Annotated in this window: 23 protein-coding genes, 3 pseudogenes and 1 riboswitch; of the genes and pseudogenes, 6 read left to right on the forward strand and 20 right to left on the reverse strand. The window is 67.8% G+C overall.

Features of this window, described 5'->3' with window-relative positions; genetic code table 11:
• Window positions 1-67: 67 nt before the first annotated feature.
• From ACZ2G1_RS10515 to ACZ2G1_RS10545, 7 genes and pseudogenes are all read right to left on the reverse strand, one after another.
• A pseudogene (locus tag ACZ2G1_RS10515) lies at window positions 68-322 on the reverse strand (cadmium resistance transporter); the annotation flags it as partial.
• Between the two features lie 28 nt (window positions 323-350).
• Window positions 351-1,286 carry a cysteine synthase A gene (gene cysK, locus ACZ2G1_RS10520; RefSeq protein WP_470376697.1) on the reverse strand — a complete coding sequence of 312 codons (936 nt, stop codon included), beginning with the start codon at window positions 1,284-1,286 and terminating at the stop codon, window positions 351-353.
• A gap of 175 nt (window positions 1,287-1,461) precedes the next feature.
• The gene (locus ACZ2G1_RS10525) at window positions 1,462-2,211 is read right to left on the reverse strand and encodes a cytochrome c biogenesis CcdA family protein (RefSeq protein WP_470377722.1); all 750 of its coding nucleotides are present in this window, start codon (window positions 2,209-2,211) and stop codon (window positions 1,462-1,464) included.
• Between the two features lie 68 nt (window positions 2,212-2,279).
• Entirely contained in the window at window positions 2,280-3,167 is an 888-nt protein-coding gene (locus ACZ2G1_RS10530; protein WP_470376698.1) for a F510_1955 family glycosylhydrolase, read from the reverse strand.
• A 48-nt stretch (window positions 3,168-3,215) separates the two neighbouring features.
• Window positions 3,216-3,449, reverse strand: a complete 234-nt coding sequence (locus ACZ2G1_RS10535; RefSeq protein WP_470376699.1) for a hypothetical protein — start codon at window positions 3,447-3,449, stop codon at window positions 3,216-3,218.
• A gap of 389 nt (window positions 3,450-3,838) precedes the next feature.
• The gene (locus tag ACZ2G1_RS10540) at window positions 3,839-4,024 is read right to left on the reverse strand and encodes a hypothetical protein (protein ID WP_470376700.1); all 186 of its coding nucleotides are present in this window, start codon (window positions 4,022-4,024) and stop codon (window positions 3,839-3,841) included.
• Window positions 4,021-4,251 (reverse strand): hypothetical protein, encoded by a 231-nt coding sequence (locus ACZ2G1_RS10545; protein ID WP_470376701.1) that lies wholly within the window; start codon window positions 4,249-4,251, stop codon window positions 4,021-4,023. The genes ACZ2G1_RS10540 and ACZ2G1_RS10545 overlap by 4 nt, the downstream gene beginning before the upstream one ends.
• Before the next feature lie 282 nt (window positions 4,252-4,533).
• Between ACZ2G1_RS10545 and ACZ2G1_RS10550 the strand changes: the two genes are divergently transcribed.
• A complete protein-coding gene (locus ACZ2G1_RS10550) occupies window positions 4,534-4,806 on the forward strand; it encodes an SHOCT domain-containing protein (protein WP_470376702.1) in 273 nt (90 codons plus the stop codon).
• Between the two features lie 65 nt (window positions 4,807-4,871).
• Here ACZ2G1_RS10550 and ACZ2G1_RS10555 read toward each other — a convergent pair whose 3' ends face one another.
• Both ACZ2G1_RS10555 and ACZ2G1_RS10560 read right to left on the reverse strand, forming a co-directional pair.
• The gene (locus ACZ2G1_RS10555) at window positions 4,872-7,181 is read right to left on the reverse strand and encodes a heavy metal translocating P-type ATPase (RefSeq protein WP_470376703.1); all 2,310 of its coding nucleotides are present in this window, start codon (window positions 7,179-7,181) and stop codon (window positions 4,872-4,874) included.
• 54 nt (window positions 7,182-7,235) lie between these two features.
• Window positions 7,236-7,463 (reverse strand): heavy-metal-associated domain-containing protein, encoded by a 228-nt coding sequence (locus ACZ2G1_RS10560; protein ID WP_470376704.1) that lies wholly within the window; start codon window positions 7,461-7,463, stop codon window positions 7,236-7,238.
• A 302-nt stretch (window positions 7,464-7,765) separates the two neighbouring features.
• Between ACZ2G1_RS10560 and ACZ2G1_RS10565 the strand changes: the two genes are divergently transcribed.
• Complete coding sequence (locus ACZ2G1_RS10565; protein ID WP_470376705.1) at window positions 7,766-8,503, forward strand: TlpA family protein disulfide reductase; 738 nt, start codon at window positions 7,766-7,768, stop codon at window positions 8,501-8,503.
• A 307-nt stretch (window positions 8,504-8,810) separates the two neighbouring features.
• On the opposite strand, the gene ACZ2G1_RS10570 is transcribed toward ACZ2G1_RS10565, so the two are convergent.
• The 4 genes from ACZ2G1_RS10570 to resB all read right to left on the reverse strand — a co-directional run bounded on the left by ACZ2G1_RS10570 (window position 8,811) and on the right by resB (window position 12,828).
• Window positions 8,811-9,776 (reverse strand): M56 family metallopeptidase, encoded by a 966-nt coding sequence (locus ACZ2G1_RS10570; RefSeq protein ID WP_470376706.1) that lies wholly within the window; start codon window positions 9,774-9,776, stop codon window positions 8,811-8,813.
• Window positions 9,773-10,117, reverse strand: a complete 345-nt coding sequence (locus ACZ2G1_RS10575) for a BlaI/MecI/CopY family transcriptional regulator (protein ID WP_470376707.1) — start codon at window positions 10,115-10,117, stop codon at window positions 9,773-9,775. The genes ACZ2G1_RS10570 and ACZ2G1_RS10575 overlap by 4 nt, the downstream gene beginning before the upstream one ends.
• Before the next feature lie 301 nt (window positions 10,118-10,418).
• Window positions 10,419-11,492, reverse strand: coding sequence for a c-type cytochrome biogenesis protein CcsB (gene ccsB / locus ACZ2G1_RS10580; protein WP_470376708.1), 1,074 nt, complete (start codon window positions 11,490-11,492; stop codon window positions 10,419-10,421).
• Window positions 11,493-11,505: 13 nt separating this feature from the next.
• On the reverse strand, window positions 11,506-12,828 hold the full coding sequence (gene resB, locus ACZ2G1_RS10585; protein WP_470377723.1) for a cytochrome c biogenesis protein ResB: 1,323 nt from the start codon (window positions 12,826-12,828) through the stop codon (window positions 11,506-11,508).
• 103 nt (window positions 12,829-12,931) lie between these two features.
• On the opposite strand from resB, the gene ACZ2G1_RS10590 reads away from it, so the two are divergent.
• Complete coding sequence (locus ACZ2G1_RS10590) at window positions 12,932-13,927, forward strand: IS481 family transposase (protein ID WP_109222098.1); 996 nt, start codon at window positions 12,932-12,934, stop codon at window positions 13,925-13,927.
• On the opposite strand, the pseudogene ACZ2G1_RS10595 reads toward ACZ2G1_RS10590, so the two are convergent.
• The 4 genes and pseudogenes from ACZ2G1_RS10595 to ACZ2G1_RS10610 all read right to left on the reverse strand — a co-directional run.
• Window positions 13,923-14,237: pseudogene (locus tag ACZ2G1_RS10595) on the reverse strand (cytochrome c biogenesis ResB family protein); the annotation flags it as partial. The gene ACZ2G1_RS10590 and the pseudogene ACZ2G1_RS10595 overlap by 5 nt on opposite strands.
• 116 nt (window positions 14,238-14,353) lie before the next feature.
• Window positions 14,354-16,291 (reverse strand): bifunctional copper resistance protein CopD/cytochrome c oxidase assembly protein, encoded by a 1,938-nt coding sequence (locus tag ACZ2G1_RS10600; protein ID WP_470376709.1) that lies wholly within the window; start codon window positions 16,289-16,291, stop codon window positions 14,354-14,356.
• 333 nt (window positions 16,292-16,624) lie between these two features.
• Window positions 16,625-17,479 carry a prolipoprotein diacylglyceryl transferase gene (gene lgt / locus ACZ2G1_RS10605; protein WP_470376710.1) on the reverse strand — a complete coding sequence of 285 codons (855 nt, stop codon included), beginning with the start codon at window positions 17,477-17,479 and terminating at the stop codon, window positions 16,625-16,627.
• A gap of 134 nt (window positions 17,480-17,613) precedes the next feature.
• A complete protein-coding gene (locus ACZ2G1_RS10610; RefSeq protein WP_470376711.1) occupies window positions 17,614-18,273 on the reverse strand; it encodes a C40 family peptidase in 660 nt (219 codons plus the stop codon).
• A 5-nt stretch (window positions 18,274-18,278) separates the two neighbouring features.
• A riboswitch (cyclic di-AMP (ydaO/yuaA leader) is annotated at window positions 18,279-18,471 on the reverse strand.
• A gap of 1,046 nt (window positions 18,472-19,517) precedes the next feature.
• Between ACZ2G1_RS10610 and ACZ2G1_RS10615 the strand changes: the two genes are divergently transcribed.
• The 3 genes from ACZ2G1_RS10615 to ACZ2G1_RS10625 all read left to right on the forward strand — a co-directional run bounded on the left by ACZ2G1_RS10615 (window position 19,518) and on the right by ACZ2G1_RS10625 (window position 21,480).
• A protein-coding gene (locus ACZ2G1_RS10615) for an IS5 family transposase (protein WP_470376661.1) occupies window positions 19,518-20,323 on the forward strand; the annotation gives its coding sequence in 2 pieces (ribosomal slippage) (window positions 19,518-19,857 and window positions 19,857-20,323; 807 coding nt in all).
• A gap of 12 nt (window positions 20,324-20,335) precedes the next feature.
• On the forward strand, window positions 20,336-20,833 hold the full coding sequence (locus ACZ2G1_RS10620; RefSeq protein ID WP_470376712.1) for a DUF3105 domain-containing protein: 498 nt from the start codon (window positions 20,336-20,338) through the stop codon (window positions 20,831-20,833).
• 200 nt (window positions 20,834-21,033) lie between these two features.
• The gene (locus ACZ2G1_RS10625; protein ID WP_470376713.1) at window positions 21,034-21,480 is read left to right on the forward strand and encodes a DUF305 domain-containing protein; all 447 of its coding nucleotides are present in this window, start codon (window positions 21,034-21,036) and stop codon (window positions 21,478-21,480) included.
• A gap of 127 nt (window positions 21,481-21,607) precedes the next feature.
• Here ACZ2G1_RS10625 and ACZ2G1_RS10630 read toward each other — a convergent pair whose 3' ends face one another.
• The 3 genes and pseudogenes from ACZ2G1_RS10630 to ACZ2G1_RS10640 all read right to left on the reverse strand — a co-directional run bounded on the left by ACZ2G1_RS10630 (window position 21,608) and on the right by ACZ2G1_RS10640 (window position 24,757).
• Window positions 21,608-22,570: an NAD(P)/FAD-dependent oxidoreductase gene (locus ACZ2G1_RS10630; RefSeq protein ID WP_470376714.1), complete on the reverse strand. Its 963-nt coding sequence runs from the start codon at window positions 22,568-22,570 to the stop codon at window positions 21,608-21,610.
• A gap of 167 nt (window positions 22,571-22,737) precedes the next feature.
• Window positions 22,738-23,148 (reverse strand): annotated as a pseudogene (locus ACZ2G1_RS10635) (four-helix bundle copper-binding protein).
• 376 nt (window positions 23,149-23,524) lie between these two features.
• A complete protein-coding gene (locus ACZ2G1_RS10640) occupies window positions 23,525-24,757 on the reverse strand; it encodes a heparan-alpha-glucosaminide N-acetyltransferase domain-containing protein (RefSeq protein ID WP_470376715.1) in 1,233 nt (410 codons plus the stop codon).
• Between the last annotated feature and the right edge of the window lie 67 nt (window positions 24,758-24,824).

Genomic DNA, 24,824 nt, shown 5'->3' on the forward strand with positions numbered 1-24,824 from the left:
CCGCCCGGGGGCGGGGCCCGATGAAGCCGGGGTCCCCTCGTGGGGCTGAGCTCAGCCGGCAAGTGGGTTAGAGGCCGAAGGCGCCGCCTTCGAGGAGGATGACCACGTCCAGGCCTATCAGCACGATCGGGAACAGGATGTGCTCCCACCGTTCCAGGACCTCGGCGATGGGTTCGCGGGTGGCCAGGTACTTGGCGATGGCCACCAGCACCGCGACCATGGCCAAAAAGGCGATGCAGTAGGCCACCATCGTGGTCGGGCCCACGGTGACGAACACGGGCACGTAGACCCCGATGTTGCCCCCGCCGTTGGCGAAGGTGATCAATCCGACCGGGGCCAGATACGGGGCCTCAGACGCGGATGTCCTCGTAGAGGAGGGTGGAGATGTAGCGCTCGCCGAAGTCGCACACGATCGCCACGATCAGCTTGTCCCGGTTCTCCTCCTTGGCGGCCTCCTGGAGGGCGGCCCACACGATGGCTCCCGAGGAGATCCCGCCGAGGATGCCCTCCTTGGTGCCGAGCTCGCGGGCGACCCGCACGGAGTCCTCGACGGTGACGTCGTAGACGTCGTCGTAGATCGTACGGTCGAGGTTGTCGGGGATGAAGTTCGCCCCCAGGCCCTGGATCTTGTGGGGGCCGGCCTTGCCCTCGGTGAGCAGCGGCGAGTCGGCCGGCTCGACGACGACGAGGCGCACGTCCGGCTTCTGCTCGCGCAGGTAGCGGCCCGCGCCCGTGATGGTGCCGCCGGTGCCCACGCCCGAGACGAACACGGCGACCTCGCCGTCGGTGTCCTCCCAGATCTCCGGGCCGGTGGTCGCGTAGTGGATCGCCGGGTTGGCCTCGTTGGCGAACTGCTTGGCCAGGACGGCGTTCTCGGTGCTCTCGACGATCTCCTGGGCCTTCTCGACGGCGCCGCGCATGCCCTCCGCGCCCGGGGTGAGCACGATCTGGGCGCCGTAGGCGCGGAGCATGACCCGGCGCTCCGTGGACATGGTCTCGGGCATGGTCAGGATGACCTTGTAGCCGCGGGCGGCGCCGACCATGGCCAGGGCGATGCCGGTGTTGCCGGAGGTGCCCTCGACGATCGTGCCGCCCGGCTTCAGCTGCCCGGACTTCTCGGCGGCGTCGATGATGGCCACGCCGATGCGGTCCTTGACGGAGTGGGCCGGGTTGTAGAACTCCAGCTTCACGGCGACGTTGCCGGGCAGGCCCTCGTCGAGCCGGTTGAGGTGGACGAGCGGGGTGCGGCCCACGATCTCGGTGACGTCGTTGTAGATCTTCGGCATGTGTGCTCCTCGGGGATGGTGCGGTGGGTTCGTGGCTGCTGACTGGACAGTGAGTGGTTGTCAAAGGATCGCTGCGGGCAGAGAACCGAGAACATCTGGGGCGCATCGGTGCACTTCTTGAGAGCCCAGCCACATCCTTGCCGATCCCTGCGGTTCGTGCAGCCAGACCCAGGGATCAGACAGGCGTGAGATAGGTGCCGGAAAGGTTCTGGAGCTGATAGATCCACTGCACCCAGATCCCGGAGACCATGAGCACTCCCACGAGGATCAGCACGGAACCACCGGCGAGGTTGAAGGCGCGCATGTGCCGGCGGATGAACGCCAGGGTCTTGGAGACCCAGCCAATGCCCAGGGCGACCAGGACGAAGGGAATGCCGAGTCCGAGGCAGTAGACGAAGGCCAGCAGCGCCCCACGCCAGGCGGTGCCAGTGGTGGTGCTCAGGGCCAGCACCGCACTCAGGGTCGGTCCCATGCACGGGGTCCAGCCCAGGCCGAACACCACGCCCAGCAACGGAGAGCCGGCCAGGCCTCGGCGCGGCTGCCAGGAAGGCTTCGTCGTTCCCTGCAGGAAGGGCAGGCGCCCGATCAGGGCCAGGCCCATTCCGATGACGAACACGCCCAGGATGCGGATCATCAGGTCCTGCCACCGCAGCAACCACCCGCCGATGGCCCCGAACGCAGCCCCGTAGAAGGTGAAGACGAGCGCGAAGCCCAGGATGAACAGGCCCACACCGGTCAGGACCCTGCGCCGGTTACCGGGGGCGGTGGGATCAGTCAGCCCCGAGACGTACCCCAGGTAACCGGGCACCAGGGGCAGGATGCACGGGGAGATGAAGGAGACGATCCCCGCGATGAGCGCCAGGGGGATCGCTACGAGCAGGGCACCGGACTGGACGTTCTGGGCGAAGAACTCTCCGATGCTCAGCAGGATCACCGGCCGCTCCCCTCACGGGCGGCGCGGCCGGTGATGCAGGGATACGCCATCAAGTGCGCTTACTCCGCTACCGGAATCGTGGTGGAGAAGGTGGCCCCGCCGTCCTCGGAGAACTCGACACCTTCCTCGGTGGCGACCCAGATGTGCAGGCCCCCGTCTACCACCTCGGCGGCGACGGCCGCCGGCTGGGCGGTCTGACCTCCGGCCTCCTCCCAGGTCAACCCGGCGTCGCGGCTGACGTGCACGGCACCGTCCGGGTCGACCCCCACGGCCGTGTCCGCGTCGGCGAACCCGGTCACCAGCAGCACCGGGGCGCCCTCGGGCAGCTCCCAGGTGCGGCCGCCGTCGGTCGAGCGCTGCACGCCCGGTTCGGTCGTCGCCAGCACGACCGGGTCCTGCGGGGAGGCGGCCAGGTGTGCGGGCTGGATCTGCTCGTCCACCTCCGACCACTCCTGCCCGTCGGGAGTGAACCGCAGGGTCCCGTCGAAGCCGATGACGCCTTCGGAGGAGACGGCCATGGCGTGGAAGTCCGACTCGCCTTGGCGGGAGAGCACCTGCCAGGTCTCCCCACCGTCGGTGGACTCGATCAGGCCCGCCGGATTGGGCAGGTCTGATTCCGGGCCGGGGTGGCCGGAGGCGTAGTAGTGATCGGGGCCGGCAACGGCGAAACCCATGTAGTCGTTGGTCTCCCCGATTTTCTCTGGCTCCTCGCCACTGAGATCGAACAGACCGTTGTGGCCGGCGAGCAACAGCTCGTCGGTGCCCGGGTCCACGGCGAGACCATGGACATGGCCGAACGGGTTCTCCGATTCGCTCGCCGCCTGCTCGGAACTGGCTCCCTCGTCACCGCTCCCCTGGGCGCAGGCGGAGACGAGCAGGACGGTGACTGTGGCCAGCCCGGCGAGGCGGGCCGTGCGGCCGCCAAGTGCAGAAGTGTGTCGGATCATCGGGTCACTTTCAGAAGTTCAGGAACAAGAGACTGCGTAGACGCGCGCTTACTGCATGCCCATGTCGGAATCGCCCTCCATCATTCCCCCACCCATGCCACCCATCATCCGTTCGTGCATCTGGGCCATGTCGGGGTGGCCGGCGCTACCGTCGTGGCGGTGCTCCTGGGACGCTCCCAAACCCTGGGGCGGGTCCGTGGGCCCGGGTGCGGAGGTGCCGATGAGGGCCCCTGCGGCGAGTACGGCCGTGGCGGCCAGGGTCGACGTTGCAGCGGTGAACATGAGAGGTCTCCTTCGTCCTGTGTGGTGCCGGTCAACTTATTACTATGCCACATAGTAGTGCTTGGCGAGGGGCAGACTCAAAGCGCCCGTCAGGCCGACCTGCGCCCCGGTGGACGAGGGGTCGGCTATTGCTCTGCGGCCGATGCATCGCACCCGACCCTCGACCACGTCTCCGTGCCGAGCGACTCAGGACTTCTCGCGCGAACCGACCGGCACGGGTTCGACTGGCGCGGCGCATCAGGGCATTGATCGTGAGATGCAGTGAACGGCTGAGCTGCCAGGCAGGGGTCCCCGAGCGCTGCCGAAGTGAGGCTCTCATGATGGGAGAAACTCGGCGGGCCACCAGGAACCTCATGCTGGGCCTTCAAGGCCCGAAGGCGAGGGAGGCCCTACCCTCGCAGGTTCCGGATCTCCTGGCGCAGCTGCGCGATCTCTGCCTCATGGCTCATCGACGTGCTGGTGGGCATGCGGGACGTCATGGCGCATCGACCGCGCTTCATCGGGCGCAGGCAGAAGAAGTATGTGAAGACCACAGATGTGGCAAAAATGGCTGCGGCGATCCCGGTGCTGATCATCGGAGCATCCCGCTCCCCGTGCTCGATGCCTGCTGGGCCGCCCGCAGCTGATCGACCTCGCGGCGCAGCAACTGCAGCTCGGCCTCGGCGACAGGGTCACCGGCCGGGGCCGAGGCAGGAGCGGCCTGGTTGTTCCCCATGCCCCGCATCATGAACCACATCATCGCCCCCATGCCCAATGGGCACGCCAGCACAGCCAACCCCAACAGCAGTTCCGACATCTTCATCTCCTTGATCCACAAGCAGGCGGCCAGTGGCGGGATCCACCACCTCGTCAACGTCCTACTATGTAGAATAGTAGCAGTGGGTTTCACCGAGGACCATACCGGTCACCGGCAACCACGGACCCACCCACGGATCCCTGGTTGCGCCGCCGGCAGCAGGCGCTGGTGACGCCGGGACGTTGCCGGAATGCTCAAACGCCGTGATGCGGGGCCCAGGCCGCTGCCCTCGTTGTCACCCATGGCTGCGGTGGACCCGAAAGCTGTCACAGGGAAAGGAGACACGTCGTGACGAATGGATGGGACATGGGCGGTACGGGGTGCGCGGGCGGTATGGCCATGATGTGGCTGGCCGGGCTGCTGCTGCTCGGGGGCGTGGTGGTGCTGGCGGTCGTTGTGGTGAGGGCCTTCTCCGGCAGGTCCCAGGACAAAGGCAGGACCGGAACCGGCGCGGGCTTCGGCCGGGGGCGAGAGGTCCTCGAGGAGCGCTACGCCCGTGGGGAACTGAGCACCGAGGAGTACCGGGAGCGGTTGCGAGTCCTGGAAGACGACGGACGGTAAGCCCGTCGGTGCACCCTGCGCCCGCCCCTTTTCGAAAGGGGGCGGGCGCAGTCGTGCCGGGGTTGTCAGGCGGGGACGGTGGCGGCGGGTTCGTCGACGCCGCGGCCGGCACCCGGCCCCGGGCTGGGGTCGACGGAGACGGCGCGGAAGCCGCGCAGGCGCAGGCTGTTGCTGACGACGAACACCGAGGAGAAGGCCATGGCCGCCCCGGCGATCAGCGGGTTGAGGAAACCGGACACGGCCAGGGGGATCGCGGCGATGTTGTAGGCGAAGGCCCAGAACAGGTTGCCCTTGATCGTCGCCAGCGTCCGCCGCGACAGCCGCACCGCGTCCACGGCCGTGCGCAGGTCTCCGCGGACCAGGGTGAGGTCGGAGGCTTCGATGGCCACGTCGGTGCCGGTGCCCATGGCGATGCCCAGATCCGACTGGGCCAGGGCGGCAGCGTCGTTGACGCCGTCACCGACCATGGCCACCACCCGCCCGGATTCCTGCAGCCGGGTCACCACGTCGACCTTGTCCTCGGGCATGACCTCGGCGATGACCTCCCCGATCCCGACCTCGGCGGCGATCGCCCGTGCCACACGGGTGTTGTCACCGGTGAGCAGCACCGGGCGCAGCCCGAGGCCCTTGAGCTCGGCCACGGCCTGGGCGGAGGTGGGCTTGAGGGTGTCGGCCACGACGAGGACGCCGCGGATGCGCCCGTCCCAACCCACGGCCACCACGGTGCGCCCGGCCGCCTCGGCCTCCTCCAGCGCGGCCTCCAGGGTGGGATCGACGAGGGCCAGCGCCCACTGCTCGACCAACCAGGAGATCCGCCCGGCGGCCACGGCGTGGCCGGCGACCACACCGGTCACCCCCAGACCCTGGGTGCTGGTGAAGGACTCCACCGCCGGCAGGTCCCCAACCCTCTCGCGGGCACCGGTGGCGATGGCTTCGGCGATGGGGTGCTCGGAGGCGTCCTCCAGTGCCCCGGCCAACCGCAGCACCTGCTCGGCCTCGGTGTCCGGGGCGGGGACGACGTCGACCAGGCGCATCTTGCCTGCGGTGACGGTGCCGGTCTTGTCCAGCACGATCGTGTCGACCTGGCGGGTGGACTCCAGGACCTGCGGGCCCTTGATCAAGATCCCCAGCTGGGCCCCGCGCCCGGTGCCCACCATCAGCGCTGTGGGGGTGGCCAGTCCGAGCGCGCACGGGCAGGCGATGATGAGCACGGCCACCGCGGCGGTGAACGCCATCTCCGCCCCGGCCCCCACGAACAGCCAGAAACCCAGGGTGGCCAGGGAGATCGTGATCACGGTCGGCACGAAGACCGCCGAGACCCGGTCGGCCAGCCGCTGGACCGGGGCTTTGCCGGTCTGGGCCTGCTCCACCAGCCGCGCCATCTGCGCCAGCTGGGTGTCCGACCCCACCCGGGTGGCTCGTACCAGCAGGCGTCCGCCGACGTTGACGGTGGCCCCAGCCACCGCTTCGCCCGGGCCGACCTCCACGGGCACCGGCTCCCCGGTGAGCATGGAGGCGTCCACCGCCGAGGTGCCTTCGACCACGGTCCCGTCGGTGGCGATCTTCTCACCGGGGCGCACGAAGAACTCATCCCCCACCGTCAGTTGCTCCACCGGGATGCGCACCTGCTCACCGTCGCGGACCACGGTGACGTCCTTGGCGCCCATCTCCAGCAGAGCCCGCAGGGCCGCTCCGGAGCGCTTCTTGGCGCGGGCCTCGAAGTAGCGCCCGAGCAGCAGGAAGACCGTCAGGGCGGCGGCGACCTCGAGATAGATCTCATGGGCTCCCATGCCGCGTTGGGGGATGAGGGTGAAGTCCATGCGGAAGCCCGGCTGCCCGGCCGCACCGAAGAACAGGGCGTAGAGGGACCAGCCGAAGGCCGCGAGCACCCCGAGGCTGATCAGGGTGTCCATGGTCGCCGCACCGTGGCGGATGTTGGCCCAGGCGGCCCGGTGGAAGGGCCAGGCGCCCCAGGTCGCCACCGGAGCGGCCAATGCCAGCGACAGCCACTGCCAGTTGTCGAACTGCAAGGGAGCGATCATCGCCAGGACCACCACCGGCACCGTGAGCACAGCCGAGAGGATCAGTCGCTGCCGCAGGGGCGCGGTCTCATCTGAGCCCGCCACCTGCTCATCGGCCTGCTCGGCCCCGGGGGCGGCCGGCTGCCGCACCTGGGCGGTGTAGCCGGTGGCTTCCACGGTGGCCATCGCGTCTTCGGCCGTGGTGCCTTCCGGCAGGTCGACCTGCGCCTTCTCGGTGGCGTAGTTGACGCTGGCTTCCACCCCGGGCATCCGGTTGAGCTTCTTCTCGATGCGCGCCGCGCAGGAGGCGCAGGTCATGCCGCTGATCTCGAGCTCGAGGTGTTGCTGGTTCATCGACCCCTCTCCTTTCTGGTGTGGCCGTGGCCGGCCGAGCCGGCCGGTACTGACTCAGGCAGAGGTGTCCGTGAGTTCATATCCGGCCTCGTCCACGGCTTCCCGGACGTCCTCGCGCGCCGGTGCGGTGTCGCTGGTGATCGTCATTTCCGAGGCCCCGCCGGGGACCAGATCGACCTCGACGTTGCGCACGCCGGCGATCCTGCCCACTTCCTCGGTCACTGAGTGGACGCAGTGCGAGCAGGTCATGCCGGTGACGGTGTAGGTGGTGGTGGTGCTCATGCCAAGACTCCTTCGTTTCCGTGGTCGGTGCTGTCGGGGCCAGTTCGCCCCCACTTCCTTTATACCCCCTGGGGGTATCTATGTATACCCCGGGCGTATGTTTGTACCCACGTCCAACCGGGCATGGAGGGACTGGTCATGAGGTCACTGCTGAACGGGTGACCGGACATCGGCAGCAGCGGCATGATCTCTGCCGTTGCGGCGCCGACGGGTGCAGGTCATCAATACTATGGTTGATAGTATAGCTGGTAATGTTCACCAGCCGCAGGCGATGACGTCCGGCACAGCGAGGGGAAACGCGCATGGAAACGACCGTCGAAGACCGCAAGTGGACCTACACGCCGGGTCGCGGCCCGCGTCGGGGACCTGCGCGGTCCGGAAGTCCGCGCAGGCTGTGGAAGGCCTCTGCGTTGCTGGTGGTCTCCTCTTTTCTGCTGGCAGCATGCACGACTTCGGACCCGCTGGCCGAGCAGGCTTCGGCGGCGAACACGAACTACGTGGCGGGGGACGGCTCGGTGGCCGAGTATCCCCCCGGTGAGCGTGCTCCGATCAGCAGTTTCGAGGCGACCCTGGAGGACGGGACCGTCATCACCACGGCGGACCTTGAAGGGCAGGTCACCGTCTTGAACTTCTGGTACGCCGCCTGCGCCCCGTGCCGGGTGGAGGCTCCTGATCTGCAGGCACTGCACGAGGAGTTCAGCGCAGCCGGCGCTGCGGCCGAGAAGTCCGCGGCGAAAGAGGACCTGGACGCCCTGGACCAGGCGTTCGGCGGGCGGGAGGTGCAGTTTCTCGGCATCAACCTTCGGGACCAGCAGGCGACCTCCTCGGCGTTCGAGCGCAGTTTCGGCATCACCTACCCCAGCGCCCTGGACACGGACGGTTCGATCGCGATGGGGCTGAGCGAGTTCGTGCCCCCGCAGGCGGTTCCAACCACTGTGGTCATCGACAAGGACGGACGCATCTCGGCCAGGGTCCTGGGAATCGCCGAGAAGAGCACACTGCGCGCCCTCATCAACACGGCATTGGAGACCAGCGGCTGACCCCGGCACTGACCCCGTCCAGGTCTCCGGCCGCGTCTTGCGCCGCCCTCGGGCCCGATGAGACGGCGGCGACGGCACCGATCGGCCCGCCGAGAATGGTCGGGCGGACCCCCTCGGCCTAGGACTGAGCAGGCGGTGCCAGGGCCGTAGTCGTTGTGCTCGGCAGCCGGCTCGGGCGCTCGGGTGAGCCCAGGGTGCGCGTTGCGCCGCTGTGAGCTGGATGTGGGATACCGCGCGAACGGGACCGGGCCCGGACAATCCTCCTGCATCTTGGGATCGACAACCGTGGTGGTGCGAGCCTGATAGGTCAGGTGATCTCCGGCAGTTCCAGGGGGCACATCTGCGCCTGAGCCGTGGCCATGGCCGGTGTCGCCGCGACCCCCACGGGTAGGGCCAGCACGGTCGTGGCCGCGGCCACGGTCAGCGCCACCCGCACCCGGCGCAGCGGAGCGGCCGGTGCGGCCAGTCTGCGCACGCGCACCACCGTGGCCGTGCCGCTGGCGGCCAACGCCGAGGCCGGAGCACTTCCGGCCTCGGCCAGCCGTACGAGGGCAGTGGCCACGGCGAGCCGGTTGTTCTCTCCGGCAGCCGCTTTGTCATCGGCGATGAGTTCCACCAGCCGGCCCATCTCCGCGCGTGCGACGACGAAGAGGGGGACCTTGGGGAAGGCCCGAACCAGCGCGTCGGCACCCCCGAGAATCACGTGGTGCTGCCCTCGCAGGTGCGCCTGCTCGTGGCGCAGCACCGCGTCGCGCTGCTCCGCGTCCAGTGCGCCCAAGGCGGCGGTGGTGAAGACGATCTCGCTGCGGCGCCCCGGCAGGCAGTACGCGGCCGGCACATCATGGTCGACCACCAGCACGCCCGTGACCGGATCGCGGCGGGAGATCAACGACAACGACCCCAGCTGCTTGAGCCGGTCGCCACGTGCAGACAACAGCTCGGCGACCAGGCAGTAGAGCACGCGCCCCAGTACCAGGATCACCAGGATCGCCCCGGCCGTGCTGAGGGCGGCACCACCGGGGGTCGAGTACTGCTGACGCAGCACGAGCGCGCAGGCTTGCAGGAAGTCGGCCACCCCGGTTGTCGTGGGCATCACCGGCATCGCCAGAGACACGCCGGCCAGGATCACGCTCAACACGGCAGAAACGCTCACTGCCTGCCAGGCAAAGATCGCCAGTCGCGGCGACCGGTCAGCCCACGTCCCCTGGCGCAGCAACGGGCCTGCCACCACGGCCAAGACCGCGAAGCCGACGAGCAGCAGCGGCGCCGTCACGGGGCCGTCTCAGCCTCGGGACCGGCACCCCGGTTGAGCACCTCCCGCAGCTCGGCCAGATCCTCGGCCGGGATCTGATCCAGGAAGTGCAACAGTGTGGCCTTGCGGTCGCTACCACCGGCGAGGACCTCTCCCATGTGCGCGGCGGTGTACTGCTCACGGGTTTGGGTCGGGCGGTAGCGGAACGCGCGTCCATCCGGCTCCCTGGTCAACAGCCCCTTGCGGCGGAGGGTGTCCATGACGGTCTTCACGGTCATGTACGCGATCTCGCGCTCACGCTGCAGATCCACCAGGATGTCCCGGACCGAGGCCGACTCCGACCGCGACCACATGCGTTCCATGATGGTCGACTCCAACTGCCCCAAACGATGCACCGTGGCCCCTTTCCCGTGTCGCGCCGTTCCTCCGACACTAATCCTAGGCTCCATAGTAGAGCACGGTGGCGAACTGATATCTGGCACCGGTAACGCCAGGCAAATCACCGGACCAAGATCCGTGCTGGGGGGATGCCATCGGCGGGACGAGAGTTCACGCCCGTCGGTGCTCGCAGCCCCAAGGCCCTCAGATTCAGCGCCCCAGCAAGAGCGAGTTCCATCGGCGGTTCCGGACGGCGGGGCAGACGACGGGGTGGACGAGTCCGGCTCACAACCCGGAGTAGGAGTGCAGGCCGGTAAAGACGGTGTTGACCACGGCGAAGTTGAAGATGACGCACAGGTACCCGACGATCGACAGCCACGCCGAGCGGGTGCCGGTCCACCCGCGGGTGGCCCTAGCGTGCATGTAGGCGGCGTAGACCACCCAGATCACGAACGTCCACACTTCTTTGACGTCCCAGCCCCAGTACCGGCCCCAGGACTGCTCGGCCCAGATCGCACCGGCGGCCAGAGTGAAGGTCCAGAACGCGAAGCCGACAGCGTTGAGCCGGAAGGAGAGATTCTCCAGCGCCTGGGCGGAGGGCACCATCCGCAGAAATCCCATGCCCGGGGTCTCGCCGCCCAGGATCGCCTTCTCCCGGCGGGCCTGCAGCAGTTGCAGGATGGCCATGGCGAAGGTGATGGTGAAGATCCCGGAGGCGGCCACGGCGATGGACACGTGGATCACCAGCCACCAGGACTGCAGCGCCGGCACCAGTGGGCCCACCGGGGTGGGGAACCCGATGGTGGCCGCGGTCAGCATGATCACCACGAGCCCGGACACGAGCGTGCCCACGAAGCGCAGGTCGCGCACCACCAAGGAGACGAGGTAGACCCCGGTCACCACCAGGGCCCCGGTGGTGGAGAACTCGTACATGTTGCCCCAGGGCACCCGCCCGGCAGCAACCGCCCGGGTCACCACGGCCACGGCGTGGAGGGTGAAGGCCAGGACCATGACGGTCACGGCCGCCCGGGCCGCCGGGCGGCGGGTCCCGGTGTAGCGCATGGAGGAGTCAGCGACGTGGTCGGCCAGCACCGCCTGGGCGGAAGCCTGGTACCCGCGGCCGCGTTCACCGGTGCCCAACCCGGCCCGGGTGTCGGCGGCCTCCACCGTGTTCACGGTGGCAGTGGTCGCCGCGCCGACCAGCTGCCCTTCCTGTCCGCTGTGTTGCTCGGCTCGACGCAGGGTCTTGGAGTGGGAGGCCATGTCCCAAGCGAAGGCCACGAAGGCCACCAGGTAGGTCATGGCGGCCAGGAGCATGAACAGTGCGCTCCAGGCACCCAGGCTCTCGTTGACGGTCATCGGTGGTGTCCTCTCAGTCGTGGGCCGGACCGCTGCGGGCCCTGCTCGTCTTGTGGTGTGTAACAGCGCCGGCGGGCGGACGCGCGCTGCCCCACTGTTCGGTGAACAGCTCGCCCAGCCGCTGCGCCTCGGCCGTGAGCCGCGGGTCCTCCCCGCGGGCCAACAGACCGTACTCCAGGATTGTGGCTGGCTCCCCGTCCTTGTCGACGCCTTCCGATGCCCTCACCCACACGCGGCGGCGGGAGATGAACATCGACATCAGCAACCCCGTGAAGGCCAGCACGAAGGACACGAAGGCACCCGTCCTGCCGGGGTCGTAGACGATGTCCAGGCCCACGTAGCGCTTCACGTCGAGGAACTCCACGGTGCCCTTGCCTTCGGGCAGCTCGTAGACAGGGTCCGCGGCGTCCAAGGTGATCGGCCCGTCCGGGGCGAGCATGCCGTTGAGCTCGGTGAGACCTTCGACGTCGAGCACGTAGACGTTCTGCGGTACCCCCGAATCCAGCCCCAGGTCCCCGTAGTAGGAGGACAGAATCAGCTTCGGGTTGGCCAGGCCCGGATCCGCCGACCGCGGGAGCCCGTCTTCTCCGGTTACCGCGGTGGGCAGCAGCAGGCCGGTGAAGCCCAGCTGGTCCGGGGCGGCGTCCGGTGCCTTGAGCACGAGTGAGGAGGTATAGACCCCGTCGGAAGGAATTCCCACCACCGGCCCCTCGAAGGCGACGTCCCCGTTACCGTCGGTCACCCGGATGACCGGGGCGTAGCCGTTGCCGATCAAGAACGACTTCACCCCGTCGACGTTGACCGGGGCGTTGACCTTCAGGGTCTCCTGCCGCGGCTGTCCTCCGGGTTCCTGGACGGTGACCTCGGCGGTGAAGTCCACCGGGGTCCCGTACTGGCTGGGATCGACGGTGTCGCGGTAGAACTCGACCTCGAAGTTCTCCAGGGTGAGAGAGAACGGCTCCAGCTGGTCGGCGTCGTAGTTCGTGCCCGGGATGAACGCGTCGTAGTTGATCAACGAGTTGGCGAAAGACTCGCCCTCCACCAGAATCTTCTGCCCCTTGTAGCCGAACAGGGACCCCACCGCCACGGAGACCAGCACCCCCAGCAGCGCCAGGTGGAAGACGACGTTGCCGACCTCCTTCCACATCCCGCGCTCGGCGGCCACCGACGGCGCCGGTCCTCCTGTGTCGCGCACGACCACCCGGTAGCCGCGCTTGCGCAGCAGCCGGGCGGCCTCAGCCACGACCTTGTTCGGGGCCGGGGCATCCGCGGGCCCACCGAGGACCAGGCGGTGGTGCTCGGGCAGCCGCCCCAGCCGCTTAGGTGTGATGTCCAGGGAGGTTGTCCCGCCGCAAGGCGGTGAGTCGGGCTGACACGGGAAGGCCTCCGGTAGTGAAGTGGAGCTGTCTAGTTCACCGCTTCACCCACCGGAGGCCTTCATGTCCCACGTTAACGCCGTCCTGACCCCTCGTACACGCCTACGCCTGGCCCGGCTGATCGTCGAGGATCAGTGGACCTACGCCGCGGCGGCCAAGATGTTCATGGTCTCTGCCCGCACGGCCAAGAAATGGGCCGACCGCTACCGGGCCGAAGGCCAAGCCGGGATGGCTGATCGCAGCTCTCGCCCGCGCACCAGCCCGACCAAGACCGCCCCCGGGGTGGTCCGGAGGATCGTGGCCCTGCGGTGGCGACACCGGCTGGGCCCAGTGCAGATCGCCGGCCGACTCGGAATGCCGGCCTCGACCGTGCATGCGGTGCTGGTGCGCTGCCGGATCAACCGGCTCTCCCGCATCGACCGGGTCACCGGCGAACCCCTGCGCCGCTACGAACACGACCATCCCGGATCACTGATCCACGTCGACGTCACCAAGTTCGGCAACATCCCCGACGGAGGTGGCTGGCGCTACCTCGGTAAGCAGCAAGGCGACCGCAACCGCGCCACCACCGATACTCAACGCCGCAAAGGCCCAGTACGTGGCCCCCTGATCGGGACCGCCTTCGTGCATACCGTGATCGATGACCACTCCCGGATGGCGTACGCGGAGATCTGCACCGATGAGAAGGCTGCCACCGCGATCGGGGTGCTGCGCCGAGCCAGGGCGTGGTTCGCCGACCAGGGCGTCACCGTGGAGCGGGTGCTCTCGGACAACGGGTCCTGCTACCGCTCCCATGCCTGGGCCCAGGCCTGCGCCGAGCTGAGCATCAAGACCAAACGCACCCGCCCCTACCGGCCCCAGACCAACGGCAAGATCGAACGCTTCCACCGCACCCTGGCCGATGGCTGGGCCTACGCCCGGTTCTACCCCTCCACGGCAGAGCGCGACGATGCCCTACCGGGCTGGCTGCACTTCTACAATCATCATCGAGCCCACTCCGCACTTGGAGGCCAGCCACCGGTCACCCGCCTGACCAACCTCCCTGGACATCACACTTAGGGGTCCGCGGGGGCTGCGCCCGCCAAGCCCGCCAGTGCTTGGCGGCCCGGGGCAGCACGCACCCGACCAGAGAGACGAACAGCAGGATGTAGATGGCGGAGAACCACGCCGAAGAGAACACGTCGAAGAACTGCAGCCGATCCAGCCACGGCCCCAGGGTTGGGTTGGCATCGATGTAGTCGGCCACCGCACCCGGGTCCTGGATCCGCTGCGGGAAGATCGAGCCCGGCACCGCCGCGACCGCCAGTAGCAGCAGCAGGAACAGGGCGGTGTTCATCTTCGTCAGCTGCGTCCAGGCCCACCGGGCCATGCCCAGGGGCCCCAGCGCGGGCAGCTGGGTATCGTCTGCACGCTGCCCCGGGTCAGGGAAGGAGGGCCCCTCAACACCGTTGTCAGTGCCGTTCCGCCCGCTGCGGGTGGGAGTGCTCATATTGGCCTTTCAACTTTCGACAGGGGGTCGATGCTCGATTTCACTGAGGACACACTGGTCACTGGCCCCGCAGAGAAACCTGATCGTTCGTGAGTCCAGGCCATATTCCGGTGATAGATGAACAACCGGGTGGCCAGGCTCGCCACCTGAACGATGCCGAGAACGAGGATGTACCAGCCTCCGATCTGCTGATCCGCCAACGGATCAATGCCCCACGGCCGTTCCATTGCCGCATACCAATCCGCCGACAACAGGTGCGTGCCCGAAACCATCACGCCACCAAACAGAACGTAGAACCCAGCCACCAATAGCAGCGCGGCCCAGCAACGCCGCTGCTTCTGCGTCGAACCGTCGGGGTAGCGGAGCATCGACGTGGTGAACAAGCATCCGAGGGCCAAGAAGTAGATCACCGTCCACTGGTGGCCCAGAAGTTCCCGGGCGGACCATTCGACCAACGCTGAGAAGTAGAACGCCAGCACTGAGATCACCAGCACAGCGGTGGCCGCGGAAGGACGGACCAACAACTGGCCGAGGCGAGAGCCCCCTGCGATCTGGACCCATTCCCGCAGGCCCCGGCTGCCGTCGCGGCGGGCGTGTACCGAGCGCAGGATCAGTGTCACCGGGCGCGCTAGCGCCAGCAGCAGGCCAATGATCGCCATCAGTGCCATCTGGAGCAGTATCTGGGCGCTGAGCAGGAAGTTCTGGTACTGATTGACGCCGCCGTTGGTGACGTAGAACAGCGCCACCATTCCCGTCAGCCAAGACGTCGTCCTGGCCACGGGCCAGGTTCCGCCCTGGCGATGGATCCGCCGCACGCCGAGCCCATAGCAGAGCACGCCCGCCACAACCGCAGCCGACCACAGTGGGTCGAACGCCGTCTCGCTGAAGAACGTGGAGGCCTCGGGGGCCGGCGGCAGTGGTTCGTCGGCCATTTTCTCCGCCAGGAGACGGTAGTTCACCACCGGGTCGTCCGGGACGGGCTCATCCCGGCGCAGCAGTGTCACCGCGGACGCCGAGGCAGCACCCATCAGGACCAGGTCAAGGCCCACCAGAGCCCAGAACCACCGGACGCTGCCCGGAGCGCTACGGCCCATGCGAGTCAGAATCCACCGGCGCTGGAGGTATCCCGCCAAGCCCACGGCAGTGGCAGCGATGATCTTGATCAGCACGAGCACTCCGAAGGGGGTGAGCAGGTTCTCCGCGACCCCGACGGTGGCCTGGGCCCTGAGGTAACCCGAGAACACCAGGAGAAAGAAAGCGAACAGCGCCAGGGTCGAGTAACGTCCGGCCACCACGCGCAACCGCTCGACATCCAGGACCGGGCGCAAAACGACCAAGGCAATGAGCCCGCCCAGCCAGGCGGCGGCCGCGATGATGTGCAACGCGAAGGCGAGGATCCCGGCTTCGTGACCCTCTCCGTAGTTCGGGTGACCCATCAGCGCCAGGGGTACCCACCCCGCCAGTGCCAGCAGCGCCGCTACGGTCGTCACCGTAAGACTCCGGGCCCCGAGGCACAACAACGGGATGAGAGAGATGATCACCATGGTTGCCAGCCACAACTGACCCAGGCCCACGTGGGTGAAGAAGTAGCCCAGCTGGCGGGCGAAGGACTCGGTGAACGCCACCGGTTCGCCCCAGTTGTCCAGATAATCCATGAAGCCCGCCACGACCGCGGCAAGCATCCACACCACCGCCGATACGCCCGCAAGATTCAGCGCCCGGGCGTGCTCACGGCTGCCCGGCGCCAGCGCCAGACAGGCCAGGAGCAGGGCGCCGGTGACGGCCGCGCCCGAGGCGTTGAACACGAACTTCGCCGCAGGCAGCGCCCAGAACACGAAGTCGTTCGTTCCCCCGGACATCGATGAGTCACCGTGCGCAGGGATCAGCGCAGTGACCGCAGAAGCGGCAAGCCCAGCCCAGAGCACCGGTTGCATGAAGTGTTCGACTCTCCCCACGGTCTATCTACTATAGAAAACAGTAGTTGGATGGGTTTCACCGCACCAACTCGGGCGAGGAAGGAGCAAAGGAAGACCGGTCCTGGTGGAGGCCACCCATGGCTTATCCACGATCGACGTCCTCTTCGCCCTCTATGGCCCCGGGCGGCTGACCGAGGAGGCCGCCTCACCAGGGGGCCGCGGGCGGCCACGGGTCAATCCCAGATTCTGGTGGAAGAATGGGGAGGGCAACCAGCTACATCATCCTCCCCATCCCAGTGCGGCGGGACCGCAGGGGTGTCGCCACCGTGGCAGTGGTCTGCTCCGGTGGCCTCAGGTCGAGGGCGGTGCCGTCGCCTCCAGGCCGGTCCGGCGACGACGCATGGCGACGGCAATGAAAATGACAATGCCCAGCAGCACGAGACCCAGGGCAGTCCACACGTGCACCCGCAGACCCAGGACCATCAGGGCCGGGTCGATGCGCAGGAACAGCTCGATGAGCATCCGCCCGACCCCGTAGTGGATGAGGTAGAGGGCGAAGAGCCTCCCGCCGTCCAGACGGAACTTCCGGTCCAGCACCAGCAGCAGCACCACCCCGGCCAGGTTCCAGAGGGACTCGTAGAGGAAGGTGGGGTGGAAGAGGGTGTCGGCGGGTAACCCGGCGGGGAAGTTGGCGTTGGCGGGGTTGATCTCCAGGCCCCACGGCAGGGTCGTGGGGCGGCCGAAGAGCTCCTGGTTGAACCAGTTGCCCCACCGCCCGATCGCTTGGGCCAGCAGTAGCCCTGGAGCGGCGGCGTCGGCGAAGACCCACAGGGGGATGCCGTTGCGGCGGCACACCCACCACGCGGCCAGTGCCCCGAAGGCCACCGCCCCCATGATGCCCAGCCCACCCTCCCAGATCTTCAGGGCGTCCACGGGATTGGCGCCGGGGCCGAAGTAGCCGGCCGGGTTCGTGATGAGCACGTGGTAGACCCGGGCCCCGATGATCCCGATCGGGACCGCCCACATGACCACGTCCCACACGATCTCCGGATCCAGCCCGCGCGCTTTCCAGCGGCGCAGCGTCAGCCACATCGCCGCGGCGATCCCGGTCAGGATGGCCAAAGCGTAGGCGTGGATCGTCAACGGCCCGACCGAGAACCCCTGCCAGTCCGGGGATGGGATGCCCTGTCGGACGGGGACGGACATCAGGGCATGGATCGGGGAAGTGGCGCTCAGCAGCATGCGGGTTTCGCCTCGGCTCGTCGTGGGGTGGCAGATGGTGGAGGTCGTATGCCTCCGGACCGCCCGCGGCCGGTGCCGGCCGCGGCTGTGGGGTCGGGTCAGCGGTAGGTGTAGTAGCCGTCCAGGGGCATGTCGTTGACGGAGTGGACGAAGGTGCCCTGGGTGGGGTTCAGGGCAGAGATCATCTTGCCGCCGCCGATGTAGATGCCGATGTGGTTGCCTCCGCGCATGGAGACCAGATCCCCCGGCTGAGGGGCCGTGGTGGGAGTGGCTGCGGCGATCTGCTGGAAGCTGGTGCGGGGGATCTCGATGCCGTTCTGGGCGTAGGCCCACTTGGTGAAGCCGGAGCAGTCCCAGGCGCCGAAAGCGGTCCCACCCCAGACGTAGCCGGTGCCGGCTCCCTGCATCGCGGTGGCCACGATCCCGGAGGCGCCGGTGATCTCGGTGATGTCCGCCGACTGGGTGGACACCGTCGCGGTCGAAGCAGCCTGCTCGGGTGCCGCCGTGGCCTGGGAGGCGGTGGTGACGGTCTGCGGGGCGGCCACGGCCGGGGAGGCCGCCGAGGAATAGGTCGCCAGTGCGGAGGCGGGGGCCGCGTAGGCGGTGGCCGTGGCCGCGGGGACCTCGGCGTAGGCCTGGGCCGGAGCAATGGAGCCGATGAGTGCGGCACCGGCGGCGGCGGCGATCGTGGTGGTGCGCACCGCGTGCGAGGTGGTCTCGGCGCGGTGGCGGGCAGCGTTGTGCTTGAAAAGCGACATGGGTGAGTTCCTCCCTTTGCCTACGAGGTGAGCTGTCGGATGCGGGTGGGAGACACCCGGTCACTCCGGACGCATACGTCCTGGGCGACTTAACCCCAAGGCCCCGGATCACCGGGACCGAAAATGGTTCCCCCGCTTCTGCCAAGCGATTTCTCTTCAGGAACCTCGGGCACCGGCAGAATTCGGCGATGTGCACGAGGGCGCCGACCGGATCGATCATCGGCACAGACCGGATACTATCGGAGATAGTAGACAAGTGTTACACCCCGATAAAGACCGACATGGCGACCGTGCCGCAGGGCCGGCCACCCATTGGCGCAGGCCGCCGTAGCGCCACAACGATTGTGAGGCCAGGCGGAGGGGCAAGATCAATTTGGTCGCATGCATCGTCACTTACTTCGCGCATCCCCAGAGAGCTGCACCGACCGCACCGACGCACGCCTGTCCGCACACACCGTGCCGCATTGGCACCAGGACCGCCGCCGGCAACATATTTGCCCGGCACACCGATTCCGACGCCAGTCTTACTCGGCCGGCGCTCAAGACCTGCCAGAACGCATTCAACCCCCGCAACGAGGGGAGCGACAACCGCACGGAGAAGCATGCGCGCTGCCGGCCCCGGGCAGACCAACGAGGGATATGCGAACCCAGACGACCGTATACTATCTTCCGTAGTAAAAGCGGTCATCTGTTGAACCTCAGATCCTCGGAGAAGAAGGGTGGTGCCGGCATGGGCGGGACAGGCCTCGGGTCCTCCCCCGCCGATCCGGCTGGGACCTCTGCGTGGTTGGTCGCGGACAGGGATCTCAGCGAGGTCGATCCGCGGGGGTTACCCTCACAGATTCGTCGGATTAGGATCCTGGCCCCGGAGGCAGCGATCAGCTTTGCTTCGAGCTGCGCTATCGAGCTCGAGGCCGTCTGCGTGGGCCGGTTGAGCTGGGCCATCGACTACAACGGCAGCACCGGGTCCGGTGCGTCTTCTCGTCATAGACGAGGACTGACTGAATCCTTGAGGAGATCACACCATGGGTAGTGCCAAGAATTCCGGGCCGGCGAGGCAGGACCGTGCTGCCCTGCTCGAGGCGCACAGGGCCGCCGAAAACAAAGCGGCTCGCAAGCGGAAAATTCTTACGGGAACAGGTGCGGTTGCCGCCGTCGCCCTGGTCGGTTCCTTAGAGGTCATTTCATAATGAGTTCGACGTAGCCCTTGAGTGCTGACGGGGTCCTCGGTGACCCTGGTGGGCATGATGGGGGATCTCGTACCGGACTCGCTGTGGGAGCGAGTCGAGCCGTTGCTGCCACCACGCCCACCCCGGCGCCACCAGCACCCAGGGCGCAAGCCCGCCGATGACCGGACAGCTCTGGCCGGGATCGTGTTCGTGCTCAAGACCGGGCTCGGCTGGAACCAGCTGCCCCGGGACCTGCTCGGCGTCTCCGGAGTGACCTGCTGGCGGCGCATGAGGGACTGGACCGAGGCCGGAGTGTGGCCGGCGGTACACGAAGTGCTGTTGGCTGAGCTGCGCGCGGCCGGGGCACTGGACCTAGACCGGTGCGCTGTGGACGGCTCGCACGTGCGGGCCCTCAAAGGGGGGACCACATCGGGCCCAGCCCCGTCGATCGCGGCCGGCCCGGTTCCAAGCACCACCTGATCGTTGAGGCGAACGGCATCCCGCTACAGGTCACCCTCACCGGCGGCAACCGCAACGACGTCACCCAGCTGTTGCCCCTGGTCGACTCGATTCCGCCGATCCGCGGGTTGCGTGGTCGGCCCCGCCGCAAGCCCCGGGAACTGTTCGCGGACCGTGGCTATGACCACGACAAGTACCGGCGGCTGCTGCGCGCCCGCGGGATCACTCCGCGCATCGCCCGTCGAGGCGTCGCCCATGGTTCCGGGCTGGGCCGGCATCGCTGGGTGGTGGAGCGCGGCTTCGCCTGGCTGCACTCCTACAAGCGACTCCGGACTCGGTGGGAACGCCGGGCCGACCTCCATCTCGGACTGCTGCAACTGGCCTGCGCGCTGATCTGCCACAGACGCCTCACCGCATTATGAAACAAGTTCTTAGTGACCGTCGCGGTGATCAACGACCCGCCTCCGCCGGCGCGCCAGGACATTGAGATCGCGGGGCTGGAGACCTTCGAAAACCTCAATGCCGAGCATGTGAGCACCCCCGTTGACTATGAGCAAGAGCCTCCGGTGGGCGGTGATCACGCCAGCACCTGGCTCAACTGCGGGGTCTACACCCAAGAAGTGCCCCAGGAGAACGCTGTGCATGCCCTGGAACACGGCGCTGTCTGGGCCGCCTACGATCCCTCGGCCTTGACTGAGGACGAAGTCACCACCCTGCAAGAAATCTTGCCGGACACCCACGCTGTGGTCTCCCCCTCCGAGGGTCTGGACTCGCCTATTGCCCTCTCCGCCTGGGGCGCCCAGGTAACCGTGGAGACGCCCGATGACGAACGCATCGCAGATTTCGTCGCCAAGTACTGGCAGTCTCCCCAGGCGCCCGAACCCGGAGCAGCCTGCACCGGTGGACTCGACGGTCCCGGCCGCGTCGCATGAGTACGCAGGACGTGGCCAGCCGGCCAGCAGGACGCGGATCCCAACAGGCCCTGCTGGCTATCACCGCCGCCATACTCTTGGTGGCCGGCGGCTGGGCCGTAGGGCGACTGAGCGCCCCGATGCCTTCTGGCCTATCTGGAGGAAGCTCGGAGGCTGATTTTGCCCGGGACATACAGGCCCACCATCTGCAAGCCGTTGAGATGAGCATGATGATCCGGGACCGCACACAGGACCCGGAAATCCGTCAGCTGGCCTATGACGTCGCCCGCACCCAGCAACACCAAGCCGGGCAAATGTACGGATGGCTATCGGTATGGGACCTGCCCCAGGCCTCTCCCCAACCGGCCATGGCGCGGATGGAGGGAAGCGCCGGCCACAGCACCTCTCACGCAACCACGCAGGACGCACCCGCGATGTCGGGCATGGCCACGTCTGCCGAACTCGAAGCCCTCGAGGAGGCTGAGGGCCTTGAGGCCGAACGGCTCTACCTTGAACTGATGATCCCCCATCACAAGGCTGGCGTCACCATGGCCGAGGCCGCCTTGGCGGAGACGGATTTTCCAGCCGTCCGGTCGCTGGCACAGTCCATCGTCGCCAGCCAGCAGTCAGAAATCCGTTACCTGGAACAGTTGCTGTCGACCCGCTGAAGCCCGGCCCCACAACGCAGCGCCTGACTCCTCGGCCCATGTGGCTGCTCAACCGACATCGTTGACACGGACACTCCCGGCGTTGGATCCGCCGCCAGAGCTCTTCCTCGAACCCGTCTGGTCATGATCATCTGGTGGTGAACCGGCGTGTCGGCGGGGCCGGTGTCGCGCCGTTGGTGGGATGCCCGCGCAGCGAGGTGGCGCAGGCGACGCCCGCGGCGGCACCCTTGCCGATGGCGATCGGCACCAGCTGCAGTCCCGCGGTGATGTCCCCCGCGGCGTAAACTCCGTCCACGCTGGTGAGCTGGAACCCGTCGACGAGGATCCCTCCCTCGTGGTCGAGCTCGCACCCCAGGTCCCGGGCCAGGTGGTTGACAGGGTGGTGGGCGTAGGAGAAGAACACCTTGTCGCCCTCCACCAGCTCCCCGTTCGTCAGTTGCACCCCCACCAGGGCGCCAGGTGCCCCGACCAGCGCCTCGGCCACCCCGTCCACGACCTCGGCCCCGTGGTCGGCCAGCACCGCCCGCTGGTCCTCGTCGAAGGCCTGGCCGGTGCTGTCGGTGACGATCCGCACGGTGTCGGCCCAGTCGAGCAGTTCCGCGGCGTAGGCCGGCACCTGCTCGCCCGAGCCCAGCACGATCACCACCTGATCCCGGGCGGTGTACCCGTCGCAGGCCGGGCAGTGGTGCACGTCGGTGCCGTAGTGGTCGTGGAGTCCGGCGAGCTCCGGGAGCCGGTCCCGGACTCCGGTGGCCAGCACGACCCGTTCCGCGGACACCTCCGTGTCGTCGACGGTAGCCCGAAACGTCCCAGCCTCGTCCCGGCGCAGGGCCGTGACCGCCCCGTGATGGAGGGCCACCTCGGGGTACTGCTCCACTCCGGCGCGGGCCTCGGCCAGGAACTCCTGCGGGGTGGTCGGGTCCCGGCCCAGCAGGCCGTGGGCGCGGTCGGCGGGCAGGTTTCGCTGCTGCCCGGCGTCGACGACCAGTGTGGATCGCTGGTACCGGCCCAGCCAGGTCGCCGCCGACAGGCCGGCCGGGCCACCACCGACCACGAGGACGTCGACAGCGGTGGGAAGGTCGGTGCTCATTGGTACTCCTCGAGCTGTGGTGGGCCATTCGTCGTTTCCGGAGACCTGAGGTGAGACGCGCCGACACCCGGCGGCCCGCCCTACCCCAGGGCGCAACCCACGGGGGCGGTCCTCAGTGCGAGTGCCGGTGCGGCAGGTGCCGCACCGGTTGCTCCGGAGATCTCTGCTCAGCCGAGGGCGTCGACGAGCTCGGCGCAAGCCTGCGCGCAACGCCGGCACGCCTCGGCACAGATCCGGCAGTGCTCGTGCATGTCCGCGTGCTTCTCGCACTCGTCGGCACAGGCCTTGCAGGCGATCCAGCAGGCCTTGATCGTGTCGAGCGTGATGTTGGCGTCGTAGCCGGTGTGCCGCGACAGGGCCCGGCCGGTGGACTCGCAGATGTCCGCGCAGTCCAAGTTGGTGCGGATGCACTTGGCCAGCTACGCGACCATGTCCTCGGACAGGCACGCGTCCGCACACGCCGTACAGGTCTGGGCGCACTCGAAACAGGCGGCGATGCACGCGGCCAGCTTCTGCCGGTCCACCCCGCCCAGGTCCTTCGGGTAGGTCGCGAGCATCGAAGTCACGTTGTCGATCATGGCTTGCTCCTTCGTCGGTTAGATCCGGGAGACGAACCCGCTGGAGCCAGTCCGCCATGTGATCGACCGTAGACTGCCGATCTGGCGATTTGAAACGCTCGTCTTTGAAGATTTGGTGAAGATGCACCCCGGCCGTTCCCTCGGTGCATGCAGGGAGCACCTACCGCAACAGTTAAGGCTTGAAACGTGTGACAGACGGTATGGGTTAAGTAACGTCAATCGCGACGGTGCAGGCCCCGAAGGCGGCCGGCCGTCGCAAAGTCGTCCCGGGCGAACTTAGGAGTATCTCCTGCCGTCGGCGATCGATCCTGGTGAATGAACCAGGTGAAGGCTTCGGGCGGGGCCTGCTGCTCCGGGGAAGCTGTCTCGTGACTGTTCAGTGGGGATCGGGGCGAGTCCGGTTCCCTACCACGGTGCGGCCGGCTCCCTTGGCGGCCATACTGACGAGGCGTTCCAAGGGCCCTTGCCCGAAGGCACGCTGCCAACCCACCGCGAACAGGGCAGCCAGGAGGAGATAGGCCAGGAACCAGATCTCGGGCTGGTCGTAGTGCAGCTCGAAGGACAGCAGCACCAGCTGGGCCGAGTAGAGAGTCAGGGTCATCGCCCCCATCGCCGACAAGGGCAGCAGCCACGGCCCAATCGTGCGGGCCAGGAGAAGGAAGATCCCCAGCACGACCAGCCCGATCCCCAGGCTCCAAGCAATGGCCAGCGGCATGTTCGCGTGCGGGGTGGTGACAGCCAGCCACCAACCAGTGCTGGTCGGCAACCCCTCGTCGGTTCCCCACACGAGGATCTCGTCCACCACTTCCTCACTCTGTTCCGGGACGCTGGGCAACAACTGGTGGTAGCCCTCGGCAACGTAGAGCAGAACGTAGGAGCTCAGGTAGGCGAATGCGGCGAGCCCGGCCCCCACCAGCACGAGCAAGGTTTGGACCTGCGCATTGCGCAGGTTCAGACGCCCCAGGGCCAGGCCGGTCAGCAGATACGTCATGTACGGCAGGGCCGGGTACGTGCCGGTCAGCAACAACTGGGCCGCCGTCGCCCCAGGATCGGTGACCACGTCGTTGAAAGTGGGGTTGTAGGCGGTGAACTCCGGCAACCGACCCCGCAGGGTCTGCATCAGCACTGGTGCGATGACCCCGAACAGCACCGCGCACATGAACAGGGTCACGGGACGCAAGTGGAGGAAGGGAATGGTCAGCAGGAAGAACACCCCGTAGTAGACCAAGATATTGACGGCCGGGGGGTCTTCAGGCATCAGGTACCCGATGGACAGGCCCACTGCGGCGATCAGCAGGGCCCGGACCGCCACCCCGACCCGGGCGGCCGTCATCAAAGGCCCCTGCCGACGGGTGCGCCCACCCGAGCCGAAAGCCAGCCCCACCCCGGCCAGCAAGGCGAACAACGCCGCCGAGTCCCCGGCGAAGAGGATCCAGGACCAGGTCGGCTCGTGTGTCTCCTCATTGGAGGCGGGCAGGAAATGGATGGCAGTCAACCCGATCAGCGCCAGCCCCCGGGCAGCGTCGATCGCGACCAGCCGACCCCGCGTGGGGGGATCCTCTGGTGGAGTGGCCCGGTCGGGGGTTTCAGTTCCATGGCGGTCGCTCATCGTTTTCCTCGTCACTGTCCTCGTCGTCTCCCGAACCGCCACGTCCGTGGCGGAATCCGCTGTTGTT

The organism is Kocuria sp. KKT182 (assembly GCF_055635395.1).

Excerpts from the sequence above, each read along its gene's own strand:
- cysK (WP_470376697.1), bottom strand. The coding sequence starts at position 1,286 with ATGCCGAAGATCTACAACGACGTCACCGAGATCGTGGGCCGCACCCCG.
- ACZ2G1_RS10530 (WP_470376698.1), bottom strand. The coding sequence starts at position 3,167 with ATGATCCGACACACTTCTGCACTTGGCGGCCGCACGGCCCGCCTCGCC.
- ACZ2G1_RS10535 (WP_470376699.1), bottom strand. The coding sequence starts at position 3,449 with ATGTTCACCGCTGCAACGTCGACCCTGGCCGCCACGGCCGTACTCGCC.
- ACZ2G1_RS10540 (WP_470376700.1), bottom strand. The coding sequence starts at position 4,024 with ATGATCAGCACCGGGATCGCCGCAGCCATTTTTGCCACATCTGTGGTC.
- ACZ2G1_RS10545 (WP_470376701.1), bottom strand. The coding sequence starts at position 4,251 with ATGAAGATGTCGGAACTGCTGTTGGGGTTGGCTGTGCTGGCGTGCCCA.
- ACZ2G1_RS10555 (WP_470376703.1), bottom strand. The coding sequence starts at position 7,181 with ATGAACCAGCAACACCTCGAGCTCGAGATCAGCGGCATGACCTGCGCC.
- ACZ2G1_RS10560 (WP_470376704.1), bottom strand. The coding sequence starts at position 7,463 with ATGAGCACCACCACCACCTACACCGTCACCGGCATGACCTGCTCGCAC.
- ACZ2G1_RS10565 (WP_470376705.1), top strand. The coding sequence starts at position 7,766 with ATGGAAACGACCGTCGAAGACCGCAAGTGGACCTACACGCCGGGTCGC.
- ACZ2G1_RS10575 (WP_470376707.1), bottom strand. The coding sequence starts at position 10,117 with ATGGAACGCATGTGGTCGCGGTCGGAGTCGGCCTCGGTCCGGGACATC.
- ccsB (WP_470376708.1), bottom strand. The coding sequence starts at position 11,492 with ATGACCGTCAACGAGAGCCTGGGTGCCTGGAGCGCACTGTTCATGCTC.
- ACZ2G1_RS10590 (WP_109222098.1), top strand. The coding sequence starts at position 12,932 with ATGTCCCACGTTAACGCCGTCCTGACCCCTCGTACACGCCTACGCCTG.
- ACZ2G1_RS10600 (WP_470376709.1), bottom strand. The coding sequence starts at position 16,291 with ATGCAACCGGTGCTCTGGGCTGGGCTTGCCGCTTCTGCGGTCACTGCG.
- lgt (WP_470376710.1), bottom strand. The coding sequence starts at position 17,479 with ATGTCCGTCCCCGTCCGACAGGGCATCCCATCCCCGGACTGGCAGGGG.
- ACZ2G1_RS10610 (WP_470376711.1), bottom strand. The coding sequence starts at position 18,273 with ATGTCGCTTTTCAAGCACAACGCTGCCCGCCACCGCGCCGAGACCACC.
- ACZ2G1_RS10625 (WP_470376713.1), top strand. The coding sequence starts at position 21,034 with ATGAGCATGATGATCCGGGACCGCACACAGGACCCGGAAATCCGTCAG.
- ACZ2G1_RS10630 (WP_470376714.1), bottom strand. The coding sequence starts at position 22,570 with ATGAGCACCGACCTTCCCACCGCTGTCGACGTCCTCGTGGTCGGTGGT.
- ACZ2G1_RS10640 (WP_470376715.1), bottom strand. The coding sequence starts at position 24,757 with ATGAGCGACCGCCATGGAACTGAAACCCCCGACCGGGCCACTCCACCA.